General features: G+C 65.2%; 23 protein-coding genes. 16 read left to right on the top strand and 7 right to left on the bottom strand.

Annotation, left to right across the window (positions count from 1 at the left end; translation table 11 throughout):
- Window positions 1-8 precede the first annotated feature (8 nt).
- Window positions 9-863, bottom strand: coding sequence for an oxidoreductase (locus tag BM118_RS26655; protein ID WP_092188901.1), 855 nt, complete (start codon window positions 861-863; stop codon window positions 9-11).
- Window positions 864-1,036: 173 nt separating this feature from the next.
- Between BM118_RS26655 and BM118_RS26650 the strand changes: the two genes are divergently transcribed.
- Window positions 1,037-1,588, top strand: a complete 552-nt coding sequence (locus BM118_RS26650; protein WP_092188900.1) for a TetR/AcrR family transcriptional regulator — start codon at window positions 1,037-1,039, stop codon at window positions 1,586-1,588.
- A 13-nt stretch (window positions 1,589-1,601) separates the two neighbouring features.
- Here BM118_RS26650 and BM118_RS26645 read toward each other — a convergent pair whose 3' ends face one another.
- Window positions 1,602-2,291, bottom strand: a complete 690-nt coding sequence (locus BM118_RS26645) for a hypothetical protein (RefSeq protein WP_092189159.1) — start codon at window positions 2,289-2,291, stop codon at window positions 1,602-1,604.
- A 288-nt stretch (window positions 2,292-2,579) separates the two neighbouring features.
- Here BM118_RS26645 and BM118_RS26640 point away from each other — a divergent pair, with 288 nt between their 5' ends.
- Both BM118_RS26640 and BM118_RS26635 read left to right on the top strand, forming a co-directional pair.
- Window positions 2,580-3,551: a phytanoyl-CoA dioxygenase family protein gene (locus BM118_RS26640; protein WP_092188899.1), complete on the top strand. Its 972-nt coding sequence runs from the start codon at window positions 2,580-2,582 to the stop codon at window positions 3,549-3,551.
- A gap of 176 nt (window positions 3,552-3,727) precedes the next feature.
- Window positions 3,728-4,702, top strand: coding sequence for an alpha/beta hydrolase family protein (locus BM118_RS26635; protein ID WP_092188898.1), 975 nt, complete (start codon window positions 3,728-3,730; stop codon window positions 4,700-4,702).
- A 94-nt stretch (window positions 4,703-4,796) separates the two neighbouring features.
- Here BM118_RS26635 and BM118_RS26630 read toward each other — a convergent pair whose 3' ends face one another.
- Window positions 4,797-4,994: a hypothetical protein gene (locus BM118_RS26630; RefSeq protein WP_092188897.1), complete on the bottom strand. Its 198-nt coding sequence runs from the start codon at window positions 4,992-4,994 to the stop codon at window positions 4,797-4,799.
- A gap of 364 nt (window positions 4,995-5,358) precedes the next feature.
- Here BM118_RS26630 and BM118_RS26625 point away from each other — a divergent pair, with 364 nt between their 5' ends.
- The 3 genes from BM118_RS26625 (at window position 5,359) to BM118_RS26615 (ending at window position 6,188) form a co-directional block, all read left to right on the top strand.
- Window positions 5,359-5,568: a cold-shock protein gene (locus BM118_RS26625; protein WP_011085938.1), complete on the top strand. Its 210-nt coding sequence runs from the start codon at window positions 5,359-5,361 to the stop codon at window positions 5,566-5,568.
- A 98-nt stretch (window positions 5,569-5,666) separates the two neighbouring features.
- On the top strand, window positions 5,667-5,909 hold the full coding sequence (locus BM118_RS26620; RefSeq protein ID WP_092188895.1) for a transcriptional regulator: 243 nt from the start codon (window positions 5,667-5,669) through the stop codon (window positions 5,907-5,909).
- Window positions 5,910-5,963: 54 nt separating this feature from the next.
- The gene (locus BM118_RS26615; RefSeq protein ID WP_092188893.1) at window positions 5,964-6,188 is read left to right on the top strand and encodes a hypothetical protein; all 225 of its coding nucleotides are present in this window, start codon (window positions 5,964-5,966) and stop codon (window positions 6,186-6,188) included.
- Window positions 6,189-6,246: 58 nt separating this feature from the next.
- Here the strand turns inward: BM118_RS26615 and BM118_RS26610 are convergent, their stop codons facing one another.
- The 4 genes from BM118_RS26610 to BM118_RS26595 all read right to left on the bottom strand — a co-directional run bounded on the left by BM118_RS26610 (window position 6,247) and on the right by BM118_RS26595 (window position 10,642).
- Window positions 6,247-6,444, bottom strand: a complete 198-nt coding sequence (locus tag BM118_RS26610; RefSeq protein WP_092188891.1) for a hypothetical protein — start codon at window positions 6,442-6,444, stop codon at window positions 6,247-6,249.
- Window positions 6,445-6,808: 364 nt separating this feature from the next.
- Complete coding sequence (gene frc / locus BM118_RS26605) at window positions 6,809-8,086, bottom strand: formyl-CoA transferase (RefSeq protein ID WP_092188889.1); 1,278 nt, start codon at window positions 8,084-8,086, stop codon at window positions 6,809-6,811.
- Between the two features lie 66 nt (window positions 8,087-8,152).
- Window positions 8,153-9,886, bottom strand: coding sequence for an oxalyl-CoA decarboxylase (oxc, locus tag BM118_RS26600; RefSeq protein WP_092188887.1), 1,734 nt, complete (start codon window positions 9,884-9,886; stop codon window positions 8,153-8,155).
- 60 nt (window positions 9,887-9,946) lie between these two features.
- Window positions 9,947-10,642, bottom strand: a complete 696-nt coding sequence (locus BM118_RS26595; protein WP_161537124.1) for a GntR family transcriptional regulator — start codon at window positions 10,640-10,642, stop codon at window positions 9,947-9,949.
- A 348-nt stretch (window positions 10,643-10,990) separates the two neighbouring features.
- Here BM118_RS26595 and BM118_RS26590 point away from each other — a divergent pair, with 348 nt between their 5' ends.
- The 10 genes from BM118_RS26590 to BM118_RS26545 all read left to right on the top strand — a co-directional run bounded on the left by BM118_RS26590 (window position 10,991) and on the right by BM118_RS26545 (window position 23,577).
- Entirely contained in the window at window positions 10,991-13,120 is a 2,130-nt protein-coding gene (locus tag BM118_RS26590) for an acetate--CoA ligase family protein (RefSeq protein ID WP_092188885.1), read from the top strand.
- Between the two features lie 168 nt (window positions 13,121-13,288).
- A complete protein-coding gene (locus BM118_RS26585) occupies window positions 13,289-14,131 on the top strand; it encodes an IclR family transcriptional regulator (protein ID WP_092188883.1) in 843 nt (280 codons plus the stop codon).
- Window positions 14,132-14,244: 113 nt separating this feature from the next.
- Window positions 14,245-15,213, top strand: a complete 969-nt coding sequence (locus tag BM118_RS26580) for a Bug family tripartite tricarboxylate transporter substrate binding protein (RefSeq protein WP_177234712.1) — start codon at window positions 14,245-14,247, stop codon at window positions 15,211-15,213.
- Window positions 15,210-15,695, top strand: a complete 486-nt coding sequence (locus BM118_RS26575; RefSeq protein WP_092188881.1) for a tripartite tricarboxylate transporter TctB family protein — start codon at window positions 15,210-15,212, stop codon at window positions 15,693-15,695. Before BM118_RS26580 ends, BM118_RS26575 begins: the two co-directional genes overlap by 4 nt.
- The gene (locus tag BM118_RS26570) at window positions 15,695-17,194 is read left to right on the top strand and encodes a tripartite tricarboxylate transporter permease (RefSeq protein ID WP_092188879.1); all 1,500 of its coding nucleotides are present in this window, start codon (window positions 15,695-15,697) and stop codon (window positions 17,192-17,194) included. The genes BM118_RS26575 and BM118_RS26570 overlap by 1 nt, the downstream gene beginning before the upstream one ends.
- 54 nt (window positions 17,195-17,248) lie before the next feature.
- Window positions 17,249-18,049, top strand: coding sequence for an NYN domain-containing protein (locus BM118_RS26565; protein ID WP_092188877.1), 801 nt, complete (start codon window positions 17,249-17,251; stop codon window positions 18,047-18,049).
- A gap of 85 nt (window positions 18,050-18,134) precedes the next feature.
- The gene (locus tag BM118_RS26560; RefSeq protein ID WP_092188875.1) at window positions 18,135-19,937 is read left to right on the top strand and encodes an adenine deaminase C-terminal domain-containing protein; all 1,803 of its coding nucleotides are present in this window, start codon (window positions 18,135-18,137) and stop codon (window positions 19,935-19,937) included.
- 151 nt (window positions 19,938-20,088) lie between these two features.
- Window positions 20,089-21,879, top strand: coding sequence for a glyoxylate carboligase (gene gcl / locus BM118_RS26555; protein ID WP_092188873.1), 1,791 nt, complete (start codon window positions 20,089-20,091; stop codon window positions 21,877-21,879).
- A 12-nt stretch (window positions 21,880-21,891) separates the two neighbouring features.
- Window positions 21,892-22,677, top strand: a complete 786-nt coding sequence (gene hyi / locus BM118_RS26550) for a hydroxypyruvate isomerase (RefSeq protein WP_027546320.1) — start codon at window positions 21,892-21,894, stop codon at window positions 22,675-22,677.
- A gap of 12 nt (window positions 22,678-22,689) precedes the next feature.
- Window positions 22,690-23,577, top strand: a complete 888-nt coding sequence (locus BM118_RS26545; protein ID WP_092188871.1) for a 2-hydroxy-3-oxopropionate reductase — start codon at window positions 22,690-22,692, stop codon at window positions 23,575-23,577.
- Window positions 23,578-23,589 lie beyond the last annotated feature (12 nt).

Here is a 23,589-nt window from a genome sequence, read left to right as displayed (position 1 = left end):
GCCGCTTGTCAGAAGGCTCGCGCGCGGCTGGCAGCTGCCACCGGACCGGCATCAAGCCGCAGGTCCTTTCGAATTCCGGCATCCACCAGGCCGGCAGGCGCGAACCGGCGGAGCCATCGCAGGCGGCCCGCAAGGCGGCCGGCCGTGTATCGGATCTTCGGGCGCGCCGCGTTGGCGGCTGCCAGGACAGCGTCGGCAACGACGCCTGGCGGCTCGGCCGTCGCCATCACTTCGTTCACCCGCTTGCTCACGCCCGCGCGGACCACGCGATACTCATCGAGCTTGGTGTCGGGTTCGACGAAATTCGCGTCGAATGGCGTCTTCGTATAGGCGGGCTCGATGACCGAAACGCGGATCCCCCACGTGCGAAGCTCGTGGTCGAGCGATTCCGAATAGCCTTCCACGGCGTGCTTGGTGGCGGCATAGAGCGCGCCATACGGCATCGGCAAAAAGCCGAGCACAGAGCCGATGTTGATAATGCGGCCGCGCCCTTGGCGCCGCATGTGAGGCACGACGGCGCGCGTCATTCGGACGAGCCCGAAGAAATTCGTTTCGAAGATCGACCGGGCCTGATCGAGCGAGCTCTCTTCCGCTCCGGCAGGAGCGACACCGAAGCCCGCATTATTCACGAGCAGATCGATGCGACCGTCGCGCCTCATCACCTCGTTGACCGCGGCTTCCACCGAGTCATCGCTGGTCACGTCCAGGGACAGCATCTCGAACGATCGTTTGCCGGCCTCGGCCCCGCGACGGCTGGTGCCGTAAACCTTGTAGCCGGCTTTTGCGAGCCGCTCTGCGGTTGCCTCGCCGATGCCTGACGAGGCGCCGGTCACGAGGGCGATCTTCCCATGGGGCTCAGCCATCTCTTCTCCTGATGATGCCGGGCGGCGGGGGCGATCACATCGCGCACGCGGGCCGGCATAGGTTCGTTCCGGTTCGGTCTTTTTTGATTACGATCGTAATCATTGCTTAAGATGACGATCGTAATTATACTTGTCAAGGCTCCCCGGTTTTCCACGGGCCAAAGGTCTGCAACATGCGCATCTCGAAGGAAAAAGCGGCCGAGAACCGCGATCGCATTCTCAAGGCCGCATCCCGCCTGATGCGGGAACGCGGCATCTCCGGGGTCGGCGTGGATGCGCTGACCGAAGCCGCCGGGATGACCCACGGCAGCCTCTACAGCCAGTTCGGCTCAAAGGAGCGGCTGGTCGAGGAAGCGGTCGCCGACGCGATCGCGTCCAAAGGGCGGGAGCTGCGTGAGGACGCGACTGTCGATGATTATGTTTCCGAGTATCTCTCGGCGGAGCACCGCGACGACCCGGGAAGTGGCTGCCCCTTTGCGGCCTTGTGTTGCGAGATGCGGCAGCAGAGCAAAGGCGCGCGCGAGCGTTTCACGGCCGGGGTGAAGGGCATGGTCGGATGGTTGAGCAGCCGGATGGATAAAGGGACGAAGCTGAAGCGGCGCGATGACCAGGCGCTCGCGACCTTATCCTCCCTGGTCGGGGCGCTCGTGCTCGCCCGGGCCGTGAACGATCCCAAGCTGTCGGACGATATTCTTCGCGCGGCCAGGAACGGGTTGGGCGGCTGACGGGGGCGTTCGGCTATGTCGCCGCGACGTCCTGCGGCGTCATCGTGAACGCCAGTCGGTAGCGGCCGATTGTCGGATTGTCCCGCGCGCCCGCGGCGTCAAGCGCTGAAGGTGAGAGCTGGTTGGCGACAACGCCTTCGACCGCATCGGGATCGTAACCGGACAGCAGCACGATCCAGTCGGCGGCGCCGTCCTTGCCGCGGATCTGCTGTTCGGTCGTGGGCGAGCTCGTCCTGGGCGTGTCGGTCAGGAGGAGGTGGGCCCCTGTCAGTCCCGGTCTATGCGCCAATGCGCCGAGCGTCTCCGAGAGGTGCGCCTGCAACTCCGCCTCCCGTCCGACGGCTGGCGAGAGCCTGACGGTCGCGAGCGAGGTCGCAACGCCGCCGCCGAAGCTCGCCACGATCCGGCACTGGCTGCGGACCATGCCGAGGTGATGCGGCATCATCCTGGTCGACCACGGTGTCGGCGCGTTGAGGCGGTCGAGATATCCGCGCGATGAGAGGACTTCGTACTGCTCCAGTTCGTAGAGCACGAAGAAGCCTTCCGCATCCGTCGTGCTGGTCCAGCGCGAGCCGCGCCGGAAGCCGGCAATGCTCATCCGCTCCGGGAAGTGTTCGTGCGAATGCCAGTCGCCGAATTCCGTGCGCTGCTCGGGGCGGACGTTCCACCACATCGCGACGGCCGCCTTTCCCAACAGTGACATGCTGACCTCGATCCTTTTCAACTCGTTGCTTGCATGCGCGCGGCGGAGAACCAAAGGACGACTGCGATCGTTCTCAACACGTCCGGCATCGCTCTCCACATAGCGTTCGCGCCTGGACCTGGCGCCGTCCGCGTCTCCTGCTTGCAGTCACGTTCGACGCGCTCCGTTCACACTTCGAAATGATCGAGCCGAACTTTAGCTCAACTCGGAGAGTAGCCACCGGCCGACCGCGTACGGCGCCGGCGGCGATCTCGATGTGCATCCATCGTAACCGAGGAGACTTGCGACATGAAGCAGACAACGCTGCGTTACCGGGCCTTGCGCCGGGTCCGCGGCATGCCGGCGGAGATGGCCTCGAGACTGCTTGGAATGCCGGCCATCAGCCGGAAATTGGACAAGGCTTACGAAAAGGCGCGCGCATCTCACAGGCCGTACCTCCCCAAACTCCCGCCGCTTGACACGGAAATCGTCGCCGGGCTGGAAAAGAACGGCGTCTACATCACCTCGCTCGAAGCGCTGGATCTGCCTGGCACGGACGCGCTTTTGACGTCGGCGACCGGAATTGCGGACGCCTATTCCCGCCGCGCCGGAAGGGGCGAGTTTGGTGGCGAATATACGGTGCAGGTCGGCGCCGAAGACATGATGCGCCATCCGCATATCGTCCGCTGGCCTCTCCACGATCGCATCCTCGACATCGTCGAGACCTATCTCGGCCTGCCTGCTGCATGTGACACGCTGAACTTCTTCTATACCGTCGCCGACGGCAGGCAGGTGGCGGCACGCAGATGGCATCGCGACCTCGAGGACCGGCGGATGGTCAAGATGATCGTCTACCTGCACGATGTCGACATCGATACCGGCCCGCTCGAAATCCTGCACCGTCGCTTTCCGGGGAGCGACTCGCTCGACGGTGCCAACTTTCCTGTCCTGACGCAGGAAATGCTGGAGGAGAGGCTCGGCGCGACGCTGCAAAGCGGCGACGTGACGACCTGCATCGGCAAGGCCGGCACGGTGATCTTCACGGATGTCGCCAGCCACTACCATCGTGGGCGCCCGGCGATCGCGCGTGACCGCTGCGCGCTGTTCTACAACTTCTTTTCGCGCACGCCGCTGCGGCCGTTCTTCTGCGAGCGGCACGTGTTCTCACGGCAGCAGCTTTCCGAACTTGCTGCCGGCCAGTCCGCTCGGGCGCGCGACTGCATGCTGTGGCACTCCAACGTGCCTCTGCTTGCCAGGATCGTACCCCCGGCACGGCTCTAGAGATCAACGGTTCATCCGACGGGCGCGGAGCACGCCCCGTGCCGTCCGTGCGCAAGGACGTTGACCGTGTTTGCCGGCATTGGCGGGATCAGTCCCGGTGTCCATGCTTGATCGACTAAAGCCACAATTCTGTTGTCGTTCTCCGATCAATTCGTGGGCTGGATCGGGGGGCTTCCTTGCGCAGGATCTTTTGGGTTTTCGCCGTTTCGCTCTGTTGTCTCGGCTCGCCCCTAGAGGCCGCAGGCATCCAGCTTCTCGACGCCGATCCGGCGCTGTCAGGCGCGATCTGGTATCCGTGCGCGGCGGAGCCGACGCATGTGGCACTGGGCAGTCTTTCGGTCGGTGCCGATTTCGACCTGAAGGGCGCGAAGGATTGTCCCGTCTCGGGGGCAAAGCTCCCGTTCGTCATCTTCTCGCACGGCCGGGGCGGGTGGTTCGGCGCGAACCATGACACCGCGGAGGCGCTGGCCGATGCCGGCTTCGTCGTCGCTTCTATCAATCATCCCGGCGACACGTTCAGCGATTCCTCGCGGCGCGACACCTTGTCGGTTTGGGGATCGCGCCCGGCGGACATCGTTCGTTTGCTCGATTTCGTGCTGAACACCTGGAAGGACAGGGCGGTGATCGATCCCGCCAAGGTCGGCTTCTTCGGCTTCTCGCTCGGAGGGGCTACCGGCTTCGTGCTGATGGGGACCAGGCCGGATTTCGCGAGGGTGGCCAGTTTCTGCAAGGAGACGACGGGCGCTTGCGCACAGCTTCACAATGGCGAGACGCCGCCTGACCCGATACAGGACGCGCGCATCCGCACAGCCGTCATCGTTGATCCCGCGCCGGGCGTCCTGACGCGCGAGAACCTCGCCGCCGTCAAGGTTCCGTTCCAGTTCTGGCGATCGCAGTTCGGCGGGCCCGGCGTCGGTGATGGTTCAGGCACGGAGCGCGTTGCGGAGGGATTGCCGGGCAAGCCCGAGATTCATGTCGTGCCGGCCGGCCACTTTGCCTTCCTCGCGCCTTGCTCGGCCGAGCTTGCGGCGGCGGTGCCGCGCATCTGCACCGACGTGCCGGCGGGATTCGACCGGGTCGCGTTCCACCGCGAGTTCAATACGGCCGTGATGCAGTTTTTTCGCGAGCAGCTCGGGAGCGGAGATCGCTGAGCGCGCAGCTCGGATCGAGGCTCTCCGAGGCGCGGTCGCCTTGGCGGATGGATCACGCCGCTCTGTCCCGCGAAATCGACTCGATGTTGTTGTGTTACGTCGGCGCCCTCAGGCCCGGAGAGCTGAGCCACGCGTCGATCTGGATGGCGGTCTCGTCCTGCCGCACCCTTCGCAGCAGCATCTCACGGCGCCGGCCGGGAGGGAGTGAGCGGGCCTCGTCGCGCAGACGGCCGATCTCATTGACGAGCCGCTGTTTGAGAGTTTGACTCTGTTTGAAGCGACGTCGTTCCATGGCAATGCTCCCCTTGTTCGGATAGGGCGGGAGCGCAACTGGCGTTCTCATCACCGATGAAAGCCACGGGCCGGGCGGTGATGAGGAACCATACCACAAACCCATCGCGTGTATGTCCACAAAGACACACTGTTCGCCCGGAAGTGTCGCGAGCCTCAACCGTTCCGCCGGAGCCGGCGCGCAATTAAATCCGGCCCAAGCCTTGTAACTGACCGTTATGGGGTATAGCCTGTCGCCATTCGTTCAGCCGCTGTGCCTTGTTGAATGCGCCCGCGGGCTCCTTTTTCCAGAGACATCGACGAATTGAATCGATTCTGCGTGAGCGTCACGCGGGCTACGCGCATGCGCGCTTTGGAGAAGAAGAATGCCGACAGGAACAGTGAAGTGGTTTAACGGCCAGAAGGGCTTTGGATTCATTCAGCCCGACGACGGCGGCAACGACGTGTTCGTTCACGTCAGCGCGGTCGAACGGGCCGGTCTTTCGGGTCTCGCCGAGGGCCAAAAGGTCAACTTCGAGGCCAAGACCGACAAGATGCGGGGCAAGGTCAGCGCTGAGAATCTCTCGCTGGCCTAAGCTCTCAAGTGCCGTTTCACGGATGTACTGAAACGGCCATGCGACCCGCTCGATCCCTGGATTGAGCGGGTTTTGTCCGTTGCCAAGCAGGGTGGAAGATGAGCGCCAGGAAGTCGGCAGAACCTTCGCCCGCAGGTATCGCGCGTTCCAACCGCCAACGCCTGGCGGCTGAAGAGGGCGCGCGGGCGATGGCAGATGCCGAACGGCAGTCTGCCGAACTCCGCAAGAACATGGCGCGGCTACGCGAGTTGCGGGAGGCCAAGGAAGCGGCCGACGCAGATATTCGCGCGTCGTTGCCGGCGCCCACGCCGAAGAAGCGCGCGCGGAAATCGCCGCGATAGTCGGGTTCGATAGCGCCGACGATCATTCCAGGAGGGCCGGTCACATGCCAAAGAGTGCGGGTCGTGCCTAGGATCAAGCCGGACAACGGCGGCACAATCACCTTTTTTCTCGCGCTTGGCGCGGGTCGACAGATGTGCCGGCTTGCCACCACGTTCCAGACGCAGAAGCAGGCCTTCAGCTATCTCCAGAAGTACCGGACGGAGTTCGAGCGTATCGCGCGGATACGGCTGGCTTCCGGCGAACTCGAAGACGGGATCGTCGTGCTCTCGATGCTATAGGCCGATGCTATAGGCCAGGCGCGGGCGCCGATCGTGAGGCGCCCCTTCATACCGCTCCCTATTCGGAGCGACCCCTCGGCTTGGCCTCGCGGGGCTTGGCCTCGCGGGCCAACCGCTCCGCCTTCAGCCGCTCACGGTTCTCGTTGAAGGCGTGCTGGTCCTTCGCATAGTCGTTCATCGGCTTGTGCGTGTTGGCAGGCTTGAACGCCTTGTCGGCTTCACGCTTGGCGCGATCAGAGGATTGATGTCTCAACATATCGACCTCGTTTGATCAACGGGCGTGGTCCTGGCAAGTGGCGGACGCGACGCCTCCCGCTCGCAAGCTGAGATGGATCGACTTGTCACCCTCGGAACGAGGAGGCGGACAATTCTGCAGCATTGGGCAGGTATTCTGCGAGGCGCTCGGTCACTCGCGGTGGAGGCGGCTCGCTCGCATTTCCGAGAGCGCGCCGGCGAAAGAATAACGGCCGGCGACCGCATCTGTTCCTCCGGACCCGTCCTTAATTCGGTGTCGGCTGGTTCATTGCGGCAAGCGTGCCGATCACGGGATGCAGTCCCTCCCGCCGCCAACAAAAAGGCCGCCGAAAACCGGCGGCCTTTCGTGTCTCTGATCGAACCGCTTACTCTGCGGCCTGCTTCTGCGGCGGGGCGAGCGCGCCGGACTTGTGGATGTCGGCGACCTGGTGGTCCGAGAAGCCGAGCACGGAGCGCAGGATCTCGTCGGTGTGCTCGCCGAGCAGCGGGGAGCGCTTCACGTCGCTCGGGCTATCCGACAGCTTGATCGGGTTACCGACCGAGATGTACTTGCCGCGGGTGGGGTGGTCGACCTCGACCAAGGTGCCGGTCGCGCGCAGCGACTGGTCCTCGATGATCTCCTTCATCGACAGGATCGGGCCGCAGGGGATGTCGTCCTTGTTGAGGATCTCCATCGCCTCGAACTTCGTCTTGGTCATCGTCCACTGCTCGATGCGGGCGAAGATCTCGTTGAGGCGCGACAGCCGGGCCGGCGGCTTGGCGTAGTCGGGATGGGTCTTCCACCCGGGTTCGCCGATCACGTCGCAGATCTTCTCCCAGACCGGGGCCTGGGTGATGAAATAGAGGTAGGCGTTGGGATCGGTCTCCCAGCCCTTGCACTTGACGATGCGGCCGGGCTGACCGCCGCCGGAATCGTTGCCGGCGCGAGGCACGGCGTCGCCGAACGGTATGCCTTCGCCATACTGGCTGTATTCCTTGAGCGGACCATGGGCGAGGCGCTGCTGGTCGCGCAGCTTGACGCGGGCGAGGTTCAGCACGCCGTCCTGCATAGCGGCGGTGACCTTCTGGCCCTTGCCGGTGACGGTGCGCTGGTAAAGCGCGGTGACGATGCCGAGCGCCAGGTGCAGGCCGGTGCCGCTGTCGCCGATCTGCGCGCCGGTGACGAGCGGCAGGCCGTCGCGGAAGCCGGTGGTCGAGGCGGCGCCGCCGGTGCACTGCGCGACGTTCTCATAGACCTTGCAGTCCTCGTACGGTCCGGGGCCAAAGCCCTTGATCGAGGCGACGATCATCTTCGGGTTGATCGCCTGGATCTTCTCCCAGGGGAAGCCCATGCGGTCGAGCACGCCGGGGCCGAAGTTTTCGACCAGCACGTCGCACTTCTTGATCAGCTCGGTGAGGACTTCCTTGCCCTTGGGGTTCTTGGTGTCGAGCGTGATCGAGCGCTTGTTGTGGTTCAGCATGGTGAAATACAGGCTGTCCACGTTCGGGATGTCCTGCAACTGGCCGCGGGTGATGTCACCCACGCCCGGGCGTTCAACCTTGATCACGTCGGCGCCGAACCAGGCGAGCAGCTGCGTGCAGGTCGGTCCGGACTGGACGTGGGTGAAGTCGAGAATGCGAACGCCCGTGAGCGCTTTGGTCATCGTGTTGCTCCGTATTACTCTGTCTGCCCCTGCACCCGCAGGGCGTAATGGGTTGAAGGGGAGGACTTACTTCTTCTTCTGAAGGACGCTCTGCGGATTGAGGTTGCCGATGCGGCCGCTCTCCGAGCCGGCGGCCGGATCGATCACCGCGTTGATGAGCGTCGGCTTGCCCGAGGCCATCGCCTCGTTGACGGCGCGCTTGAGCTCGTCGGGCGAGGTGGCATTCACGCCGACGCCGCCGAAGGCTTCCATCATCTTGTCGTAGCGCGCGCCCTTGACGAACACCGTCGTCGCCGGATCGGCGTTGACGCTGTTGACGTCGGTGCCGCGATAGATGCCGTCATTGTTGAAGATGACGACGCAGATCGGAAGGTTGTAGCGGCAGATGGTCTCGACCTCCATGCCGGAGAAGCCGAAGGCCGAGTCGCCTTCCACCGCGAGCACGGGATGGCCGGTCTCGAGCGCGGCCGCGATCGCCTGGCCCATGCCGATGCCCATCACGCCCCAGGTGCCGACGTCGAGACGCTTGCGCGGCTTGTACATGTCGATGACGCCGCGGGCGAGGTCGAGCGTGTTGGCGCCTTCGTTGACGAGGATCGCCTCGGGATGGTCCTTGATCACGTTCTTCAGCACGCCGAGCGCGCCGTGATAGTCCATCGGCGACTTGTTGTTCATGAGCTTCGGCGCCATCTTGGCGACGTTCTCTTCGCGCTTGGACGAAATCGCCTTGGTCCACTCGGCGGGCGGGGCGGTCCAGCCCGCAGCCATCGCCTGGTTGAAGGCGGAGACGACCGAGCCGATGTCGCCGACGACGGGCGCGACGATCTCGACGTTGGAGTCCATTTCCCTCGGCTCGATGTCGACCTGGATGAACTTCTTGGGCGCTTCACCCCAGCTCTTGCCCTTGCCGTGCGAGAGCAGCCAGTTCAGCCGCGCGCCGATCAGCATGACGACGTCGGATTCCTTCAGCACCGTCGAGCGAGCCGCGCCGGCGCATTGCGGATGCGTGTCGGGGAGGAGGCCCTTGGCCATGCTCATCGGCAGGAACGGCACGCCGCTCTTCTCGACGAAGCTCTTGATCTCCTCGTCGGCCTGCGCGTAGGCCGCGCCCTTGCCGAGGATGATGAGCGGACGCTTCGCGCTCTTCAGCACGTCGAGTGCGCGCTTCACCGACGCGGGCGAGGGGATCTGCGCGGGCGCAGCGTCGATCACCTTGACCAGCGACTTCTGGCCGGCCTCTGCGTTCATCACCTGGCCGAACAGCTTGGCCGGCAGATCGAGATAGACGCCGCCCGGACGGCCCGAGACCGCGGCGCGGATGGCGCGGGCAAAACCGATGCCGATGTCCTGGGCGTGCAGCACGCGATAGGCCGCCTTGCACAGGGGCTTCGCAATCGCGAGCTGGTCCATTTCCTCGTAGTCGCCCTGCTGGAGGTCGACGATCTCGCGCTCCGAGGAGCCCGAGACCAGGATCATCGGGTAGCAGTTGGTGGTGGCGTGCGCGAGCGCGGTGAGACCGTTGAGGAAGCCGGGCGCGGAGACCGTGAGGCAGACGCCGGGCTTCTTGGTGAGGTAGCCGGCAATGCCCGCGGCGTAGCCGGCGTTCTGCTCGTGGCGGAAGGAGATCACGCGAATGCCGGCGGCCTGCGCCATGCGGCCCAAGTCCGTGATCGGGATGCCCGGCACATTATAGATGGTGTTGATGCCGTTCAGCTTGAGCGCGTCGATGACGAGATGGAAGCCATCCGTCAATTCCTGCTCGGTGCCCGGTGCCTCGGACTTGGTCGCGGTGTTCAGCATGGGCCTTGTCTCCCTGGTCTCAATACTGGGGCGAATGTTTCGCCCTTCTGGTGAACGTTGCTAGGTAAAGAGTTCCTGACCGTGCGCTTCGACGTAAGCGGCAAGGCCAAGGGTGTGGTCGCGGGCGCGCTTCTCGGCGAGCTCGGTGTCGCGCGCTTCCAGTGCTTCGATCATGCCGAGATGCTCGGGCAGCGAGGTCGCGGTGCGGTCCTTGCGTCCGATAGTCAGCTGCCGGTAGCCGCGCACGTGCAGCAGCAGGTCGTTGGTGAGATCGACCAGCACGGGGGATTCCGACAGCGAGATCAGCGCCTGGTGGAAGGCGATGTTGGCGCGTGAATATTCCTCGACGTGATCCTCGGGCAGGCGGTCCTTGCCGAAGTCCTTGAAGAAGTCGCGCAGCGCCGTGATGTCCTTCTTGCGCGCGGTGGTGGTGATGAGGCGGGCCGCCATGCTCTCCAGCGCCGCCCAGGCGCGGATCATGTCGACGATCTCGCTCTTGGTCCGGCGCACCACCATGATGCCGCGGCGCGGAACCGTCTTCACGAAACCGTCCTGCTCGAGCATCGCGATGGCTTCGCGGATCGGCGTGCGGCTGACACCCAGGCGCTCGGACAGTGCACGCTCGTCGAGCATCACCGGCTCGGGCGTCGAATAGATGTCCATCTTGAGGATGGCTTCCTTCAAGGCGTCATACGCCTTGTTCTTGAAGCTGCTCTCCGGGGCAATACGAACGATTGCGATATCTGCCTCGGCCATGTTCGGCAACGCCTTGGTTGGTTTCCGTAGTGACACGACGAATCTCCTCCAGTGGGAGTCGTCTTTTACAGGATTATTAACTGGAAAGTTTTTGGCATACCACATGCCAGAATGTCAAGCTGCCTATTTTTTGCGGCATTCCAGGGGGTGCCGCAGCTTGACAAATTGGCTTCTGGCATACCAAATGCCATCGCCAGCCATTTTTGATCCAAGCCGGCGGAGTAATCTCAGGCTTTATGCCACTCCGTTCCGCCGCATGGAACAGAGCGCGGCGAATGGCAAGCATCACGGGCAGCCGCAACACGCGCGCGCTTTGCAAAGAACGAACTAGGTCAAGGGAGAAGCCACATGTCCAATTCCAAAGATGCCGTCCGCAAGGTGCTCGACCAGGTCAAGGCGGACAATCGCACCAGCCTGACGGCGCCGGAAGGCAAGCTGGTCTGCGACGCCTACGGCATTCCGGTGCCGAAGGAGGGCGTGGCGAAGTCGGCGGGCGAGGCCGGCAAGATGGCGTCCTCGATGGGCTTCCCGGTCGTGATGAAGATCGTCTCGCCGGACATTCTCCACAAGACCGAAGCCGGCGGCGTCATCGTCGGCCTCAAGACGGCCGAGGACGCCGAGAAGGCCTACGAGACCATTCTCGGCAACGCCAGGAAGTACAAGGCCGACGCCAAGATCGAGGGCGTCCAGGTGCAGCAGATGCTGGCCGGCGGCACCGAGGTCATCGTCGGCTCGATCACCGACGGCTCGTTCGGCAAGCTAGTCGCCTTCGGCCTCGGCGGCGTGCTGGTCGAAGTGCTGAAGGACATCACCTTCCGCCTCGCGCCCGCGACCAAGGAAGACGCGCTGTCGATGCTCGACGGCATCCAGGCCCATGAGATTCTGAAGGGCGTGCGCGGCGGCGAGCCGGTCAACCGTACGGCGCTGGCCGACGTCATCGTCAAGGTCTCGCAGCTCGTCACCGATTTCCCTGAAATCGTCGAGCTCGACCTCAATCCGGTGTTCGCGACGGCGAAGAGCGCGATCGCGGCCGACGTCCGCATCGTCGTCGACTTCGCCTACAAGCCCAAGCCGAAGCCGCGCCCGACCGAAGAGATCGTCGCGGCGATGAGCCGCATCATGCAGCCGAAGGCGGTCGCCGTGGTCGGCGCCTCCGCCGAGGACGGCAAGATCGGCAACTCCGTGATGAAGAACCTCATCAACGGCGGCTACAAGGGCGACATCTATCCGATCCATCCCAAGGCCGCCGAGATCCTCGGCTACAAGGCCTACAAGAGCGTCAAGGACGTGCCGGGTGTGATCGACACCGCGGTGTTCGCGATTCCCGCGAAGTTCGTGGCAGCAGCGCTGACCGAATGCGGCGAGAAGAAGATCCCGGGTGCGGTGCTGATTCCGTCGGGCTTTGCGGAGGCCGGCGCGCCGGAGCTCCAGGCCGAGATCGTCGAGGTCGGCAAGAAGTACGACATCCGCCTGATGGGGCCGAACATCTACGGCTTCTACTATACGCCCGCCAATCTCTGCGCGACCTTCTGCACCGCCTATGACGTCAAGGGCCACGCGGCGCTGTCGTCGCAGTCGGGCGGCATCGGCATGGCCATCATCGGCTTCTCGCGCTCGGCCAAGATGGGCGTCTCGGCGATCGTCGGCCTCGGCAACAAGTCCGACATCGACGAGGACGATCTGCTCGCCTTCTTCGAGCAGGACCCCAACACCAACCTGATCGCGCAGCACTGCGAGGACCTCAAGGACGGCCGCGCCTTCGCGGAAGCCGCCAAGCGTGTCTCCAAGAAGAAGCCGGTCGTCGTGCTCAAGGCCGGCCGCACCTCGGCCGGCGCGAAGGCGGCGTCCTCGCACACCGGCGCGCTCGCCGGCAACGACAAGATCTACGAGGACGTCCTGGCGCAGTCCGGCGTGATCCGCGCCCGCAGCTTGCGGCAGCTGCTCGAATTCGCCCGCGGCGTGCCGGTGCTGCCGACGCCGAAGGGCGAGAACGTACTGATCATCACCGGTGCGGGCGGCTCGGGCGTGCTGCTGTCGGACTCCTGCGTCGACAACGGCCTGTCGCTGATGTCGATGCCGCCGGATCTGGACGCGGCCTTCCGCAAGTTCATCCCGCCGTTTGGCGCTGCCGGAAATCCTGTGGATATCACCGGCGGCGAGCCGCCGATCACCTATGTCAACACGGTGAAGCTCGGCCTGTCGGACGAGCGCATCCATTCGCTGATCCTCGGCTACTGGCACACCATCGTCACGCCGCCGATGGTGTTCGCCCGCAACATGGTCGAGGTGAAGAAGGAGATGGAGGCCAAGGGCTTCGTGAAGCCGATCGTGGCCTCGCTCGCCGGCGACGTCGAGGTCGAGGAAGCCGCCGAATATCTCTACCAGAACGGTATCCCGGCCTACGCCTATTCGACCGAGCTGCCGGTCGAGGTGTTGGGCGCCAAGTACAAGTGGGCGCGCGGGGCAGGGCTGCTCTGAGATGACGTTCGCCTCTCCCCGCTTGCGGGGAGAGGCCGAATTCGAGCAAAGCTCGAATTCGGGTGAGGGGGACTCTCCGCGAGTCCACCTCTCACCGTCCTTGTGGAAGCTCCCCCTCACCCCGACCCTCTCCCCGCAAGCGGGGCGAGGGAGAACGGTTAGGTCGCGATGAGCAAGAACGTGATCCGGCGCAAATCGCTCGAGCCCAGGTCGCCTGCGGAGGCCGACCATGACGCGCGCGACGGCGGCGTGCAGTCCGTCGATCGCGCGCTGTCGATCCTCGAGACGCTGGCCGAAGACGACGAAGGCTATCGCCTCAGCGACCTCGCCGTGCGCACCGGCCTGTCGGCCTCCACCGTCCACCGCCTGCTGGCAACGCTGGAAAGCCGCCGCTTCGTTCAGTTCGACCGCGCCGAATCCAAATGGCATGTCGGCGTGCGTAGCTTCACGGTGGGCGCCAGCTTTGCGCGGCGGCGCAATTTCTCCACACAGGCCATTCCCTATTTGCGCAAGCTGCGCGATCTCACCCGCGAGACCGCCAATCTCGCCGTCGTCGACGACGAGTTCATCATCGTGCTGACCCGCATGGAGAGCCGCGAGATCATGCGCTCGCTGACCCAGGTCGGCGGCCGCGTCGCCATGGTGACGTCAGGCGTCGGCAAGGCGGTGCTCGCGACCTATTCGGACGAGGACGTCGGCGCCGTCATCCGCCATCACGGCATGCCCCGCCTGACCGAGAAATCGATCGTGCGGCCGAGCGACCTGTTCAAGGAGCTCGAAAAGATCCGCAAGCAGGGCTTTGCGATCGATGACGAAGAGGCCTGCATGGGCCTGCGCTGTATTGCCGCAGTCGTCTACAGCGACTGCGCCGAGCCGCTGGCGGCGATCTCCGTCTCCGGCATGACCAGCCGTCTGACCGACGACAGGTTGCCGGAAATCGGGCAAATTGTGCGCGATGTCGCCGGTGAGCTGACGGTCGCGCTCGGCGGGGTGATGCCGAACTCCCGCTGAAGGAATACGGGCGCCGTCGCTGGACAGCATCGGCCGTTTTGGCTGATATGCGACCAAACGACACAATGCGGCAGCTGATCAGCAACGTCCGCACGAGCCCGGAGAATGCCCTCATGTTTCGATATCCCGCGCGCCTTGTCGGCGCAGCCGTCGCGCTGACCCTTGCGGCAGCCACGCCTGCCTTCGCCCAGCAGCTCGAGCTCAAGCTGATGGCACCGGCGGCACCGGGCGGGGGCTGGGACCAGACCGCGCGCTCGATGCAGCAGGCGCTGGTCGCCGCCGGCGTCGCGCGCAGCGTGCAGGTCACCAACGTCCCCGGCGCGGGCGGCAGCGTCGGCATCGCGCAGTTCGTCAACGGCGCCAAGGGCGACGGCAACCAGCTGATGGTCAACGGCTTCGTCATGGTCGGCGCGCTCGCCATGAACAAGTCGCCGGTGACGCTCGAGCAGGTGACGCCGATCGCGCGCCTCACCGAGGAAATCCAGGTGATCGTGGTGCCGGCGAATTCGCCCATCAAGACGGCGCAGGATCTGGCCGCCGCGGTGAAGGCCGATATCGCCAAGGTGACCTTCGCCGGCGGTTCGGCCGGCGGCGTCGACCATGTGATGGCGGCATTGTTCGCCGGCGCCGTCGGCGCCGATGCGAAGAAGATCAACTACATCCCGTTCTCCGGCGGCGGCGAGTCTCTGGCGGCGATCCTCGGCGGCAAGGTCACCGCGGGCATTTCGGGGATGAGCGAATATGACGGGCAGATCAAGTCCGGCAAGCTGCGCGCGATCGGCGTGACCTCGGAGAAGCGCATCGCAGGCAGCGACATCCCGACCTTCAAGGAGCAAGGCATCGACCTCGTGATCGCCAATTGGCGTTCGGTGGTCGCGCCTCCCGGCATCACGCCGGAGCAGCGCAAGACCTTGAGCGATGCGGTCGAGAAGATGGTGAAGTCCGACGCCTGGAAGGAGATCCTCAAGCAGAAGGGCTGGGAGGACGCCTATCTCGGCGGCGACGCCTTCGCCGACTTCCTGAAGAAGGAAACCGTGCGCGTCACCGACGTGCTGAAATCGGTCGGCCTGGTCAAGTCATGACCTCAGGCGATCCGGCCCAGCCGCCGCGGCGCGTCGATCGCGCCGGCATCGTCATCGCCGCATTGCTCGCAGGTCTCGCCGCGGTGCTGGTCTGGGACGCGCGCGGGCTGCAGTCCACCGCAATGTACGGGATGGGGCCGGAGGCGATGCCGGTCGTGATCGCCACCGGCCTCGCGCTGCTCGCGATCGGCAATCTCATCGACGCGCTGCGCGGCAATCTGCCGGCGCGCGAGAGCGCCGATCCTGTGCCTGTGGTCTTGATCCTCGTCGGCCTTGCGCTCCTGATCGCCATCATCGGCTTCGGCGGCGGCTTCATCCTGGCGACGTCGGCGCTGTTCGTCACGACGTCGGCGGCCTTCGGACGCCGTGCCGTCCTCGTCGACTCCGTCATCGCCCTCGTGATGTCGACCCTCATCTATCTCGCGTTCGACCGGCTGTTGACGCTGAGCCTTCCCGCCGGCCCCCTGGAGCGACTGTTGTGATGGACACTTTTGCGGCGCTGGCGCACGGCATGGCGGTCGCCGTCCAGCCGATGAACCTGCTGTACGCGCTGATCGGCGTGTTCCTCGGCACGGCTGTGGGCGTGCTGCCCGGCATCGGCCCGGCGCTGACGGTCGCGCTGCTGCTGCCTGTCACCTACAAGCTCGATCCCGGCGGCTCGCTGATCATGTTTGCCGGCATCTATTATGGCGGCATGTATGGCGGGTCGACCACCGCGATCCTGATCAACACGCCCGGCGAGAGCGCCTCGATGGCGACCGCGCTCGAAGGCAACAAGATGGCCAAGGCCGGCCGCGGCGGGCCGGCGCTCGCGACCTCAGCGATCGGCTCCTTCGTCGCCGGTACCATCGCCACCATCGGGCTCGCCTTTCTCGCGCCGTGGCTGGTCGATTTCGCCGTGCGCTTCGGCCCCGAGGATTATTTCGCGCTGATGTGCGTTGCCTTCGTCACGGTGTCGGCGACCTTCGGCGATTCCCCCATCCGCGGCCTCACCAGCCTGTTCATCGGCCTGACGCTCGGCCTCGTCGGCATCGACAAGCTGACCGGTCAGGCGCGGCTCGCGTTCGGCGTCCCCGAGTTGCTCGACGGTGTCGAGGTGACGACGCTTGCGGTCGGTCTGTTCGCAGTCGGCGAGGCGCTCTACGTCGCATCGCGCCGCCACCACGCCGAGGAGAAGCTCGAGCCGGTGCGCGGCTCGCTGTGGATGACGAAGGAAGACTGGAAGCGGTCGTGGAAGCCGTGGCTGCGCGGCACCATGTTCGGCTTCCCGATCGGCGCGCTGCCGGCGGGCGGCGCGGAGATCCCGACCTTCCTGTCCTATTCGACCGAGAAACGGCTGACGAAGTACCCGGAAGAATTCGGCAAGGGTGCGATCGAAGGCGTCGCGGGACCGGAGGCCGCCAACAACGCCTCGGCCGCCGGAACGCTGGTGCCGCTCTTGACGCTGGGATTGCCGACCTCGGCGACGGCCGCGATGATGCTGGCGGGCTTTCAGCAATACGGCCTCAACCCGGGGCCGCTGCTGTTCGCCGAGCGGCCTGACCTCGTGTGGGGCCTGATCGCGAGTCTCTTCATCGCCAATTGCATGCTGCTGGTGCTCAATTTGCCGCTGGTTGGTCTGTGGGTGCGGCTGCTCGCGATCCCGCAGCCATGGCTCTATGCCGGCATCCTCGTCTTCGCGACCATGGGCACCATCGCGGCAAAGCCCTCGGTGGTCGAACTGTCGATGCTGGCCGGCTTCGGCGTGCTCGGCTTCCTGATGCGCCGGTTCGATTTTCCGATCGCGCCCGTGGTCGTCGGCCTGATCCTCGGCCCGATCGCCGAGAGCCAGTTGCGCAGGGCGCTCGCGATCAGCCTCGGCGATCCCATGACGCTGCTCCAGAGCCCGATCTCGGCGACGCTGCTCGGCATCGCGCTGGTTGCGCTGCTGGCCCCATTCGTGCTGAAGGGGATGGGGCGCTTCAAGGCGAACGAGGACTAGCCGTCCCGGCGCGCGCGTCCTTGAATGCTGCGTCCATCCCGTTGAGGAAACGCCATGCCGTCGGAACTTCGCTCGCCCCGTCTCGCCGTCCTGATCGATGCCGACAACGCCTCTGCAAAGATCGCGGATGGCCTGTTCGAGGAGATTGCCAAGATCGGCGAGGCCAGCGTTCGCCGCATCTACGGCGACTTCTCCAATGCGCGATCGAGAGGCTGGGCCGACATCCTGTCGAAGCACGCCATCATCCCGCAGCAGCAATTCGCCTATACGACGGGAAAGAACGCGTCCGACATAACCCTGGTCATCGACGCCATGGATCTGCTTCACAGCGGCCGGTTCGACGGCTTCTGCCTGGTGTCTTCAGACAGCGACTTTACCCGTCTGGCCGCCCGCATCCGGGAGCAGGGCGTCGATGTCTTCGGGTTCGGCGAGCAGAAGACGCCGGAAAGCTTCAGGCAGGCCTGCCGAAGGTTCGTCTACACCGAGAACCTGCTTGCCGCCCCGGCGACCACCCAGGACGCCGCCGCGAGATCGACATCGCTTCAGCCGCCTGATGCCGCGACCCCCATCATCAAGAAGGTCATCACCCAGATGGAGAGCGAGGACGGCTGGGTCGCGCTCGGGGAAGTCGGGCGGCAGCTCGCCAACCTGGCGTCGGATTTCGATCCGAGAACGTTCGGGTTCCGCAAGCTGAGCGACCTCGTCCGAAAGACGAACTCGTTCGAGATCGACGAGTCAAAGGGCCGGTCGATGCGGATTCGGGTCAAGCCCGCTGCCGCAGCACCGCCGAGAAGGCGGAACCCGCGCAGGCCTGCACGGGCGGGGGCGGCGGGCGGCTCGGCGCCTAAGGCGTAAGCAGGGCCTGCCGTTATATTTGCGCTTGCCCGCTATGGCGCGGGGCGTAACCATCGCGGGGCCGTAACGCCACGCGAGGGTCCCGATGACCAGACTTACCCGCTTCGCCGTCGCACCGCTGCATTCGATGACCCGGCGTCTGGCCGATGTCGCCTCCGGGCGCGTCGTCCCGGATCTCGTGGTCACGGGGGCCCGGGTGCTCTCGACCTACTCGGAGCGCATCCACGCGAACCGCGAGGTCTGGATTACGGGCGGCCGTATCGCCGCGGTGAAGCCGGCCGGAACAGCCAAGAAGGCGTGGAGCGGCGTCGCGACCTACGACGCGGCCGGCGGCATCATCGCGCCGGGGCTGGTCGATCCCCACATCCACATCGAATCCTCGATGGTGACGGCCTGCGCCTATGCCGAGGCCGCACTGCTGAACGGCACCACCACGATCTTCTGCGACAGCCACGAGATCGGCAACGTCATGGACGTCGCCGGCGTCGAGGCGATGTTGGAGGACGCGCGCGAGGCGCCGCTCTCGATCTTTTTGACGGTGCCGTCGACCGTGCCGGCCACGTCGGCGGAGCTTGAGACCGCGGGCGGCGACCTCACGCCCGACAAGATCGCCGGCCTGTTCGACCGCTGGCCCGAGGCGGTGGCGCTCGGCGAGAAGATGGATTTCGTGCCTGTGACGATGGGCGACGAGCGCAGCCACGCGATCCTCGCCGCCGCCTTGAAGCGCGGCCGCCCGGTGTCCGGCCACGTCTACGGCCGCGAGTTCGTCGCGGCCTATGCGGCGAGTGGCGTCACCGACACCCACGAGGCGATTGATCGCGACATCGCCGACGATCTGCTCGATGCCGGCGTCTGGGTGTTCCTGCGCGGCGGCCCGCCGACCACGCCCTGGCACTCGCTGCCGCAGGCGATCCGGACGATCACCGAGCTCGGGGCCTCGCACAAGCGCACCGCCGTGTGCACCGACGATCGCGACGCCGACGATCTCCTGCTGTTCGGCCTCGACTGGGTGGTGCGCGAGGCGGTGAAGGCCGGAATGTCGCCGGAGCAGGCCTGGTCGATGGGCTCGCTGCACGGCGCCACGCGCTTCGGCATGGAGGGCGATATCGGCGGGCTCGGCGGCGGCCGCCGCGCCGATCTCGTGCTGATGGACGATCAGCTCAAGCCTCAATGCACCTGGTATGGCGGCGAGCTCGTGGTGGAGGATCGCAAGATCACGCCGCGTCTCGATCAGGCGCTGTCGCAGCGCTATCAATATCCGAAGGCGGCCTATGCGACCGTGAAGCTGCCGGAAAAGATGAAGCTGACGCCGGAGCTGCCGGCCAAGGCCTGCACCGTCAACGCCATCAAGACCGCGCTGCCCGGCATCACGCTGATCCACGAGAAGGTCGCAATCGAGCCGGCCACGGACTGGCCGTCGCTGTTCGCGCGCTACGGCCTGTGCTTCGTCACGGTGGTCGAGCGCCACGGCAAATCGGCCGGCAATGTCGCCTATGGCCTGCTGAAGGATTTTGGCCTGAAGCGCGGCGCGGTCGCCTCCAGCGTCGGGCATGACAGCCACAACATCATCGTTGCCGGAACCAACGAGGGCGACATGCAGGCCGCGATATCCGCGATCAAAGAGCAGCAAGGCGCCGTCTGCGTCGTCGCCGACGGCAAGGTGATGGCGCTGGTGCCGCTGCCGATCGCGGGGCTCTTGTCCGACAAGCGCGTCACGGAGGTGGCCGAAGAGGTCAAGGTGCTGAAGAAGGAATGGGCGGAAGCCGGCTGCACCATCCCCTACATGGGCTTCAATTTGATTCCGCTATCGGTCATTCCGGAAATTCGCATCACCGACAAGGGCCTCGTGCTGGTGCCGCAGATGGAACTGGCGCCGTTGTTCGAGTGAGCGCTTTCACGGATGTCTCGATCTAACTGATTGAGACGCCCACGATTTTTCCACGGCTGCCGCATCGTGGAAAATAAAACCGATCTCGTTGAGATCGGCTTCTGAGCGCCCGATGATCTCGCTCGCTGACGCAATTTGAGCGAGGTCCGATATGGCGAAGATGCGAGCTATCGATGCGGCCGTGCGAATTCTGGAGAAGGAAGGCATCTCGACTGCCTTCGGTGTTCCCGGGGCGGCGATCAATCCGCTTTATTCGGCGCTGAAGAAGCGCGGCTCGATCCGCCACATCCTGGCGCGGCATGTCGAGGGCGCCTCGCACATGGCCGAGGGCTATACGCGGGCGAAGGCCGGCAATATCGGGGTCTGCATCGGCACGTCGGGGCCGGCCGGCACCGACATGATCACCGGGCTCTATTCGGCGATCGCCGATTCCATTCCGATCCTCTGCATCACCGGGCAGGCGCCGCGCGCGCGGCTCTACAAGGAAGACTTTCAGGCCGTCGACATCGAGTCGATCGCAAAGCCAGTGACCAAGTGGGCGGTGACCGTGCGCGAGCCGGCGCTGGTGCCGCGGGTGTTCAGCCAGGCGTTTCACGTCATGCGCTCGGGCCGGCCCGGACCGGTTCTGATCGACATGCCGCTCGACGTGCAGCTCGCCGAGATCGAGTTCGACGACGAGACCTATGAGCCGCTGCCGGTCTACAAGCCGGCCGCGACGCGCAAGCAGGTCGAGAAGGCGCTGGAGATGCTCAATGCGGCCGAGCGGCCGCTGATCGTCGCAGGCGGCGGCGTCATCAACGCGGACGCCTCCGATCTCCTGGTCGAATTCGCCGAGATTGCCAACGTGCCCGTCGTGCCGACGCTGATGGGCTGGGGCGCGATCCCCGATGATCACGTGCTGATGGCCGGCATGGTCGGCCTTCAGACCAGCCACCGCTACGGCAACGCCACGATGCTCGAATCCGATTTCGTGCTCGGTATCGGCAACCGCTGGGCCAACCGTCACACCGGCTCGGTCGAGACCTACACCAAGGGCCGCACCTTCGTGCATGTCGACATCGAGCCGACGCAGATCGGCCGGGTGTTCAATCCTGATCTCGGCATCGTCTCGGACGCCAAGGCCGCGCTCGAGCTTTTCGTCGCCGTTGCCAGGGAGTGGCGCCGGTCAGGCAGGCTCCGCGAGCGCCAGGCGTGGCCCGCGGCCTGCCGCGATCGCAAGCGCTCGATGCTGCGCAAGAGCCATTTCGACAACGTCCCGATCAAGCCGCAGCGCGTCTATGAGGAGATGAACAAGGCCTTTGGCCGTGACACCGCCTATGTCACCGTGATCGGCCTGTCGCAGATCGCGGGTGCGCAGTTCCTCGGCGTCTACAAGCCGCGCAACTGGATCAATGCGGGGCAGGCCGGCCCGCTCGGCTGGACGCTGCCGGCAGCCCTTGGCGTGCGCGCGGCGTGCCCGGATCGCGACATCGTCGCGCTGTCGGGCGACTACGACTTCCAGTTCCTGATCGAGGAGCTCGCGGTCGGCGCGCAGTTCAACCTGCCCTACATCCACGTCGTCGTGAACAATTCCTATCTCGGCCTGATCCGTCAGGCCCAGCGCGGCTTCGACATGGACTACCACGTCCAGCTCTCCTTCGAGAACATCAACGCGCCCGAGCTCGGCGGCTACGGTGTCGACCATGTCGCTGTCGCCGAAGGCCTCGGTTGCAAGGCGATCCGCGTTACCGATCCCAAGGACTCGCAGGCCGCGTTCGCGACCGCGCGCGAGCTGATGGCGAAGCACCGTGTGCCGGTGGTGGTCGAGTTCATTCTCGAGCGCGTCACCAACATCGCGATGGGCACGGAGATCGACAACATCGTCGAGTTCGAAGAGGTGCTGGATCTGCCGCTCGACGAGGTCGGGACCAAGCGGCCGGGCGTGTTGCAGCCGGCGGAATAGGGGGACAGGATCATGCCGAAATTCGCCGCCAACCTCACCATGCTCTTCAACGAGATGCCGTTCCTCGACCGCTTCGCCGCGGCGAAGGCGGCGGGCTTTGCCGGGGTCGAGTATCTGTTTCCCTATGATTTCGACAAGGCGCAGCTGCGCGAGCAGCTCGAGGCCCACGGGTTGACGCAGGTGCTGCATAATCTGCCCGCCGGCAACTGGGCCAAGGGCGAGCGCGGCATCGCGATCCTGCCCGATCGCGTCAGCGAATTCCGCGACGGCGTGTTCCGCGCCATCGACTATGCCAAGGCGCTCGATTGCGAGCAGCTCAACTGTCTCGTCGGCATCGCACCCGATAATGCCGATCCGCGCGAGCTCAACGAGACGCTGGTCGGCAATTTGCGCTTTGCCGCCTCGACGCTGGCGCGGGAGAACATCAAGCTGCTGGTCGAGCCGATCAACACGCTCGACATTCCCGGCTTCCACCTCAACGGCACCGAGCAGGCGGTGCAGCTCATCTCGGAAGTGCGGTCGAACAATTTGTTCATCCAGTACGACATCTACCACATGCAGATCATGGAGGGCGATCTCGCCCGCACCATGCAGGAATATCTCCCCCAGATCGCCCACATCCAGCTTGCCGACAATCCCGGCCGTCACGAACCGGGCACCGGCGAGATCAACTATCCCTTCCTGTTCCGCCATCTCGACGCGATCGGCTATCGCGGCTGGATCGGCTGCGAATACAAGCCGCGCACGACAACGCTTGAAGGCCTGTCCTGGCACGCGGCGCAAACCTTCGAGACCTGAGGAAACGTAGACATGATCGACATCGGCTTCATCGGACTTGGCACCATGGGACGGCCGATGGCCGGCCATCTCCTGGCCGCGGGCCATCGCGTGCTCCTGCATGACGTTGCGCCGGTGTCGCCCGAGCTGATCGCGGCGGGCGGCGTTGCCTGCAAGTCGGGCAAGGAGGTCGCGCAAGAGGCGGATGCCGTCATCATCATGGTGCCGGATACGCCGCATGTGGAGGCCGTGCTGTTCGGCAAGGACGGCGTCGCGAGCGGCATCTCCAAGGGCCAGATCGTCGTCGACATGAGTTCGATCTCGCCGCTGGCGACGAAGGAGTTTGCCAGGAAGATCGAGGCGCTGGGCGCGGAATATCTCGACGCGCCGGTGTCGGGCGGGGAGGTCGGCGCCAAGGCGGCGAGCCTCACCATCATGGTCGGCGGCCCCGAGCGCGCCTTTGGCACCATGAAGCCGGTCTTCGACAGGATGGGCAAGAACGTCACGCATGTCGGCGCCAATGGCGACGGCCAGACCACGAAGGTCGCCAACCAGATCATCGTCGCACTGACGATCGAGGCCGTGAGCGAAGCGCTGCTGTTCGCATCGAAGGCCGGGGCGAACCCCGCGCTGGTGCGCAAGGCGCTGATGGGCGGCTTTGCGTCGTCGCGGATTCTCGAAGTGCATGGCGAGCGCATGGTGAAGCGCAATTTCGATCCCGGCTTCCGCATCGAGCTGCACCAGAAGGATCTCAATCTCGCGCTCGAAGGTGCGCGTGCGCTCGGCCTGTCGCTGCCGAGCACGGCGGTGGCGCAGCAATTGTTCTCATCCTGCACCGCGCATGGCGGCAAGGGCTGGGATCATTCGGCGATGGTGCGCGCGCTGGAACTGATGGCGGGGCACGAGATCGCCGCGGCGTAAGTGTTACGCAGT

Origin of the sequence: Bradyrhizobium sp. cf659 (genome assembly GCF_900113725.1) — a bacterium.
Lineage (GTDB): Bacteria > Pseudomonadota > Alphaproteobacteria > Rhizobiales > Xanthobacteraceae > Bradyrhizobium.
The sequence above is the reverse complement of the archived record's forward strand: the minus strand, read 5'-3'. Positions and strand labels throughout refer to the sequence as shown.

What these genes read in the sequence shown, in the direction of transcription:
- BM118_RS26580 (WP_177234712.1), top strand. Translation starts at nt 14,245, where the DNA reads ATGTTTCGATATCCCGCGCGCCTTGTCGGCGCAGCCGTCGCGCTGACC.
- BM118_RS26585 (WP_092188883.1), top strand. Translation starts at nt 13,289, where the DNA reads ATGAGCAAGAACGTGATCCGGCGCAAATCGCTCGAGCCCAGGTCGCCT.
- BM118_RS26610 (WP_092188891.1), bottom strand. Translation starts at nt 6,444, where the DNA reads ATGTTGAGACATCAATCCTCTGATCGCGCCAAGCGTGAAGCCGACAAG.
- BM118_RS26595 (WP_161537124.1), bottom strand. Translation starts at nt 10,642, where the DNA reads ATGGCCGAGGCAGATATCGCAATCGTTCGTATTGCCCCGGAGAGCAGC.
- BM118_RS26590 (WP_092188885.1), top strand. Translation starts at nt 10,991, where the DNA reads ATGTCCAATTCCAAAGATGCCGTCCGCAAGGTGCTCGACCAGGTCAAG.
- gcl (WP_092188873.1), top strand. Translation starts at nt 20,089, where the DNA reads ATGGCGAAGATGCGAGCTATCGATGCGGCCGTGCGAATTCTGGAGAAG.
- BM118_RS26645 (WP_092189159.1), bottom strand. Translation starts at nt 2,291, where the DNA reads ATGTCACTGTTGGGAAAGGCGGCCGTCGCGATGTGGTGGAACGTCCGC.
- BM118_RS26650 (WP_092188900.1), top strand. Translation starts at nt 1,037, where the DNA reads ATGCGCATCTCGAAGGAAAAAGCGGCCGAGAACCGCGATCGCATTCTC.
- BM118_RS26620 (WP_092188895.1), top strand. Translation starts at nt 5,667, where the DNA reads ATGAGCGCCAGGAAGTCGGCAGAACCTTCGCCCGCAGGTATCGCGCGT.
- oxc (WP_092188887.1), bottom strand. Translation starts at nt 9,886, where the DNA reads ATGCTGAACACCGCGACCAAGTCCGAGGCACCGGGCACCGAGCAGGAA.
- BM118_RS26630 (WP_092188897.1), bottom strand. Translation starts at nt 4,994, where the DNA reads ATGGAACGACGTCGCTTCAAACAGAGTCAAACTCTCAAACAGCGGCTC.
- BM118_RS26565 (WP_092188877.1), top strand. Translation starts at nt 17,249, where the DNA reads ATGCCGTCGGAACTTCGCTCGCCCCGTCTCGCCGTCCTGATCGATGCC.
- BM118_RS26655 (WP_092188901.1), bottom strand. Translation starts at nt 863, where the DNA reads ATGGCTGAGCCCCATGGGAAGATCGCCCTCGTGACCGGCGCCTCGTCA.
- BM118_RS26570 (WP_092188879.1), top strand. Translation starts at nt 15,695, where the DNA reads ATGGACACTTTTGCGGCGCTGGCGCACGGCATGGCGGTCGCCGTCCAG.
- frc (WP_092188889.1), bottom strand. Translation starts at nt 8,086, where the DNA reads ATGACCAAAGCGCTCACGGGCGTTCGCATTCTCGACTTCACCCACGTC.
- BM118_RS26575 (WP_092188881.1), top strand. Translation starts at nt 15,210, where the DNA reads ATGACCTCAGGCGATCCGGCCCAGCCGCCGCGGCGCGTCGATCGCGCC.
- BM118_RS26640 (WP_092188899.1), top strand. Translation starts at nt 2,580, where the DNA reads ATGAAGCAGACAACGCTGCGTTACCGGGCCTTGCGCCGGGTCCGCGGC.
- BM118_RS26560 (WP_092188875.1), top strand. Translation starts at nt 18,135, where the DNA reads ATGACCAGACTTACCCGCTTCGCCGTCGCACCGCTGCATTCGATGACC.
- BM118_RS26625 (WP_011085938.1), top strand. Translation starts at nt 5,359, where the DNA reads ATGCCGACAGGAACAGTGAAGTGGTTTAACGGCCAGAAGGGCTTTGGA.
- BM118_RS26545 (WP_092188871.1), top strand. Translation starts at nt 22,690, where the DNA reads ATGATCGACATCGGCTTCATCGGACTTGGCACCATGGGACGGCCGATG.
- hyi (WP_027546320.1), top strand. Translation starts at nt 21,892, where the DNA reads ATGCCGAAATTCGCCGCCAACCTCACCATGCTCTTCAACGAGATGCCG.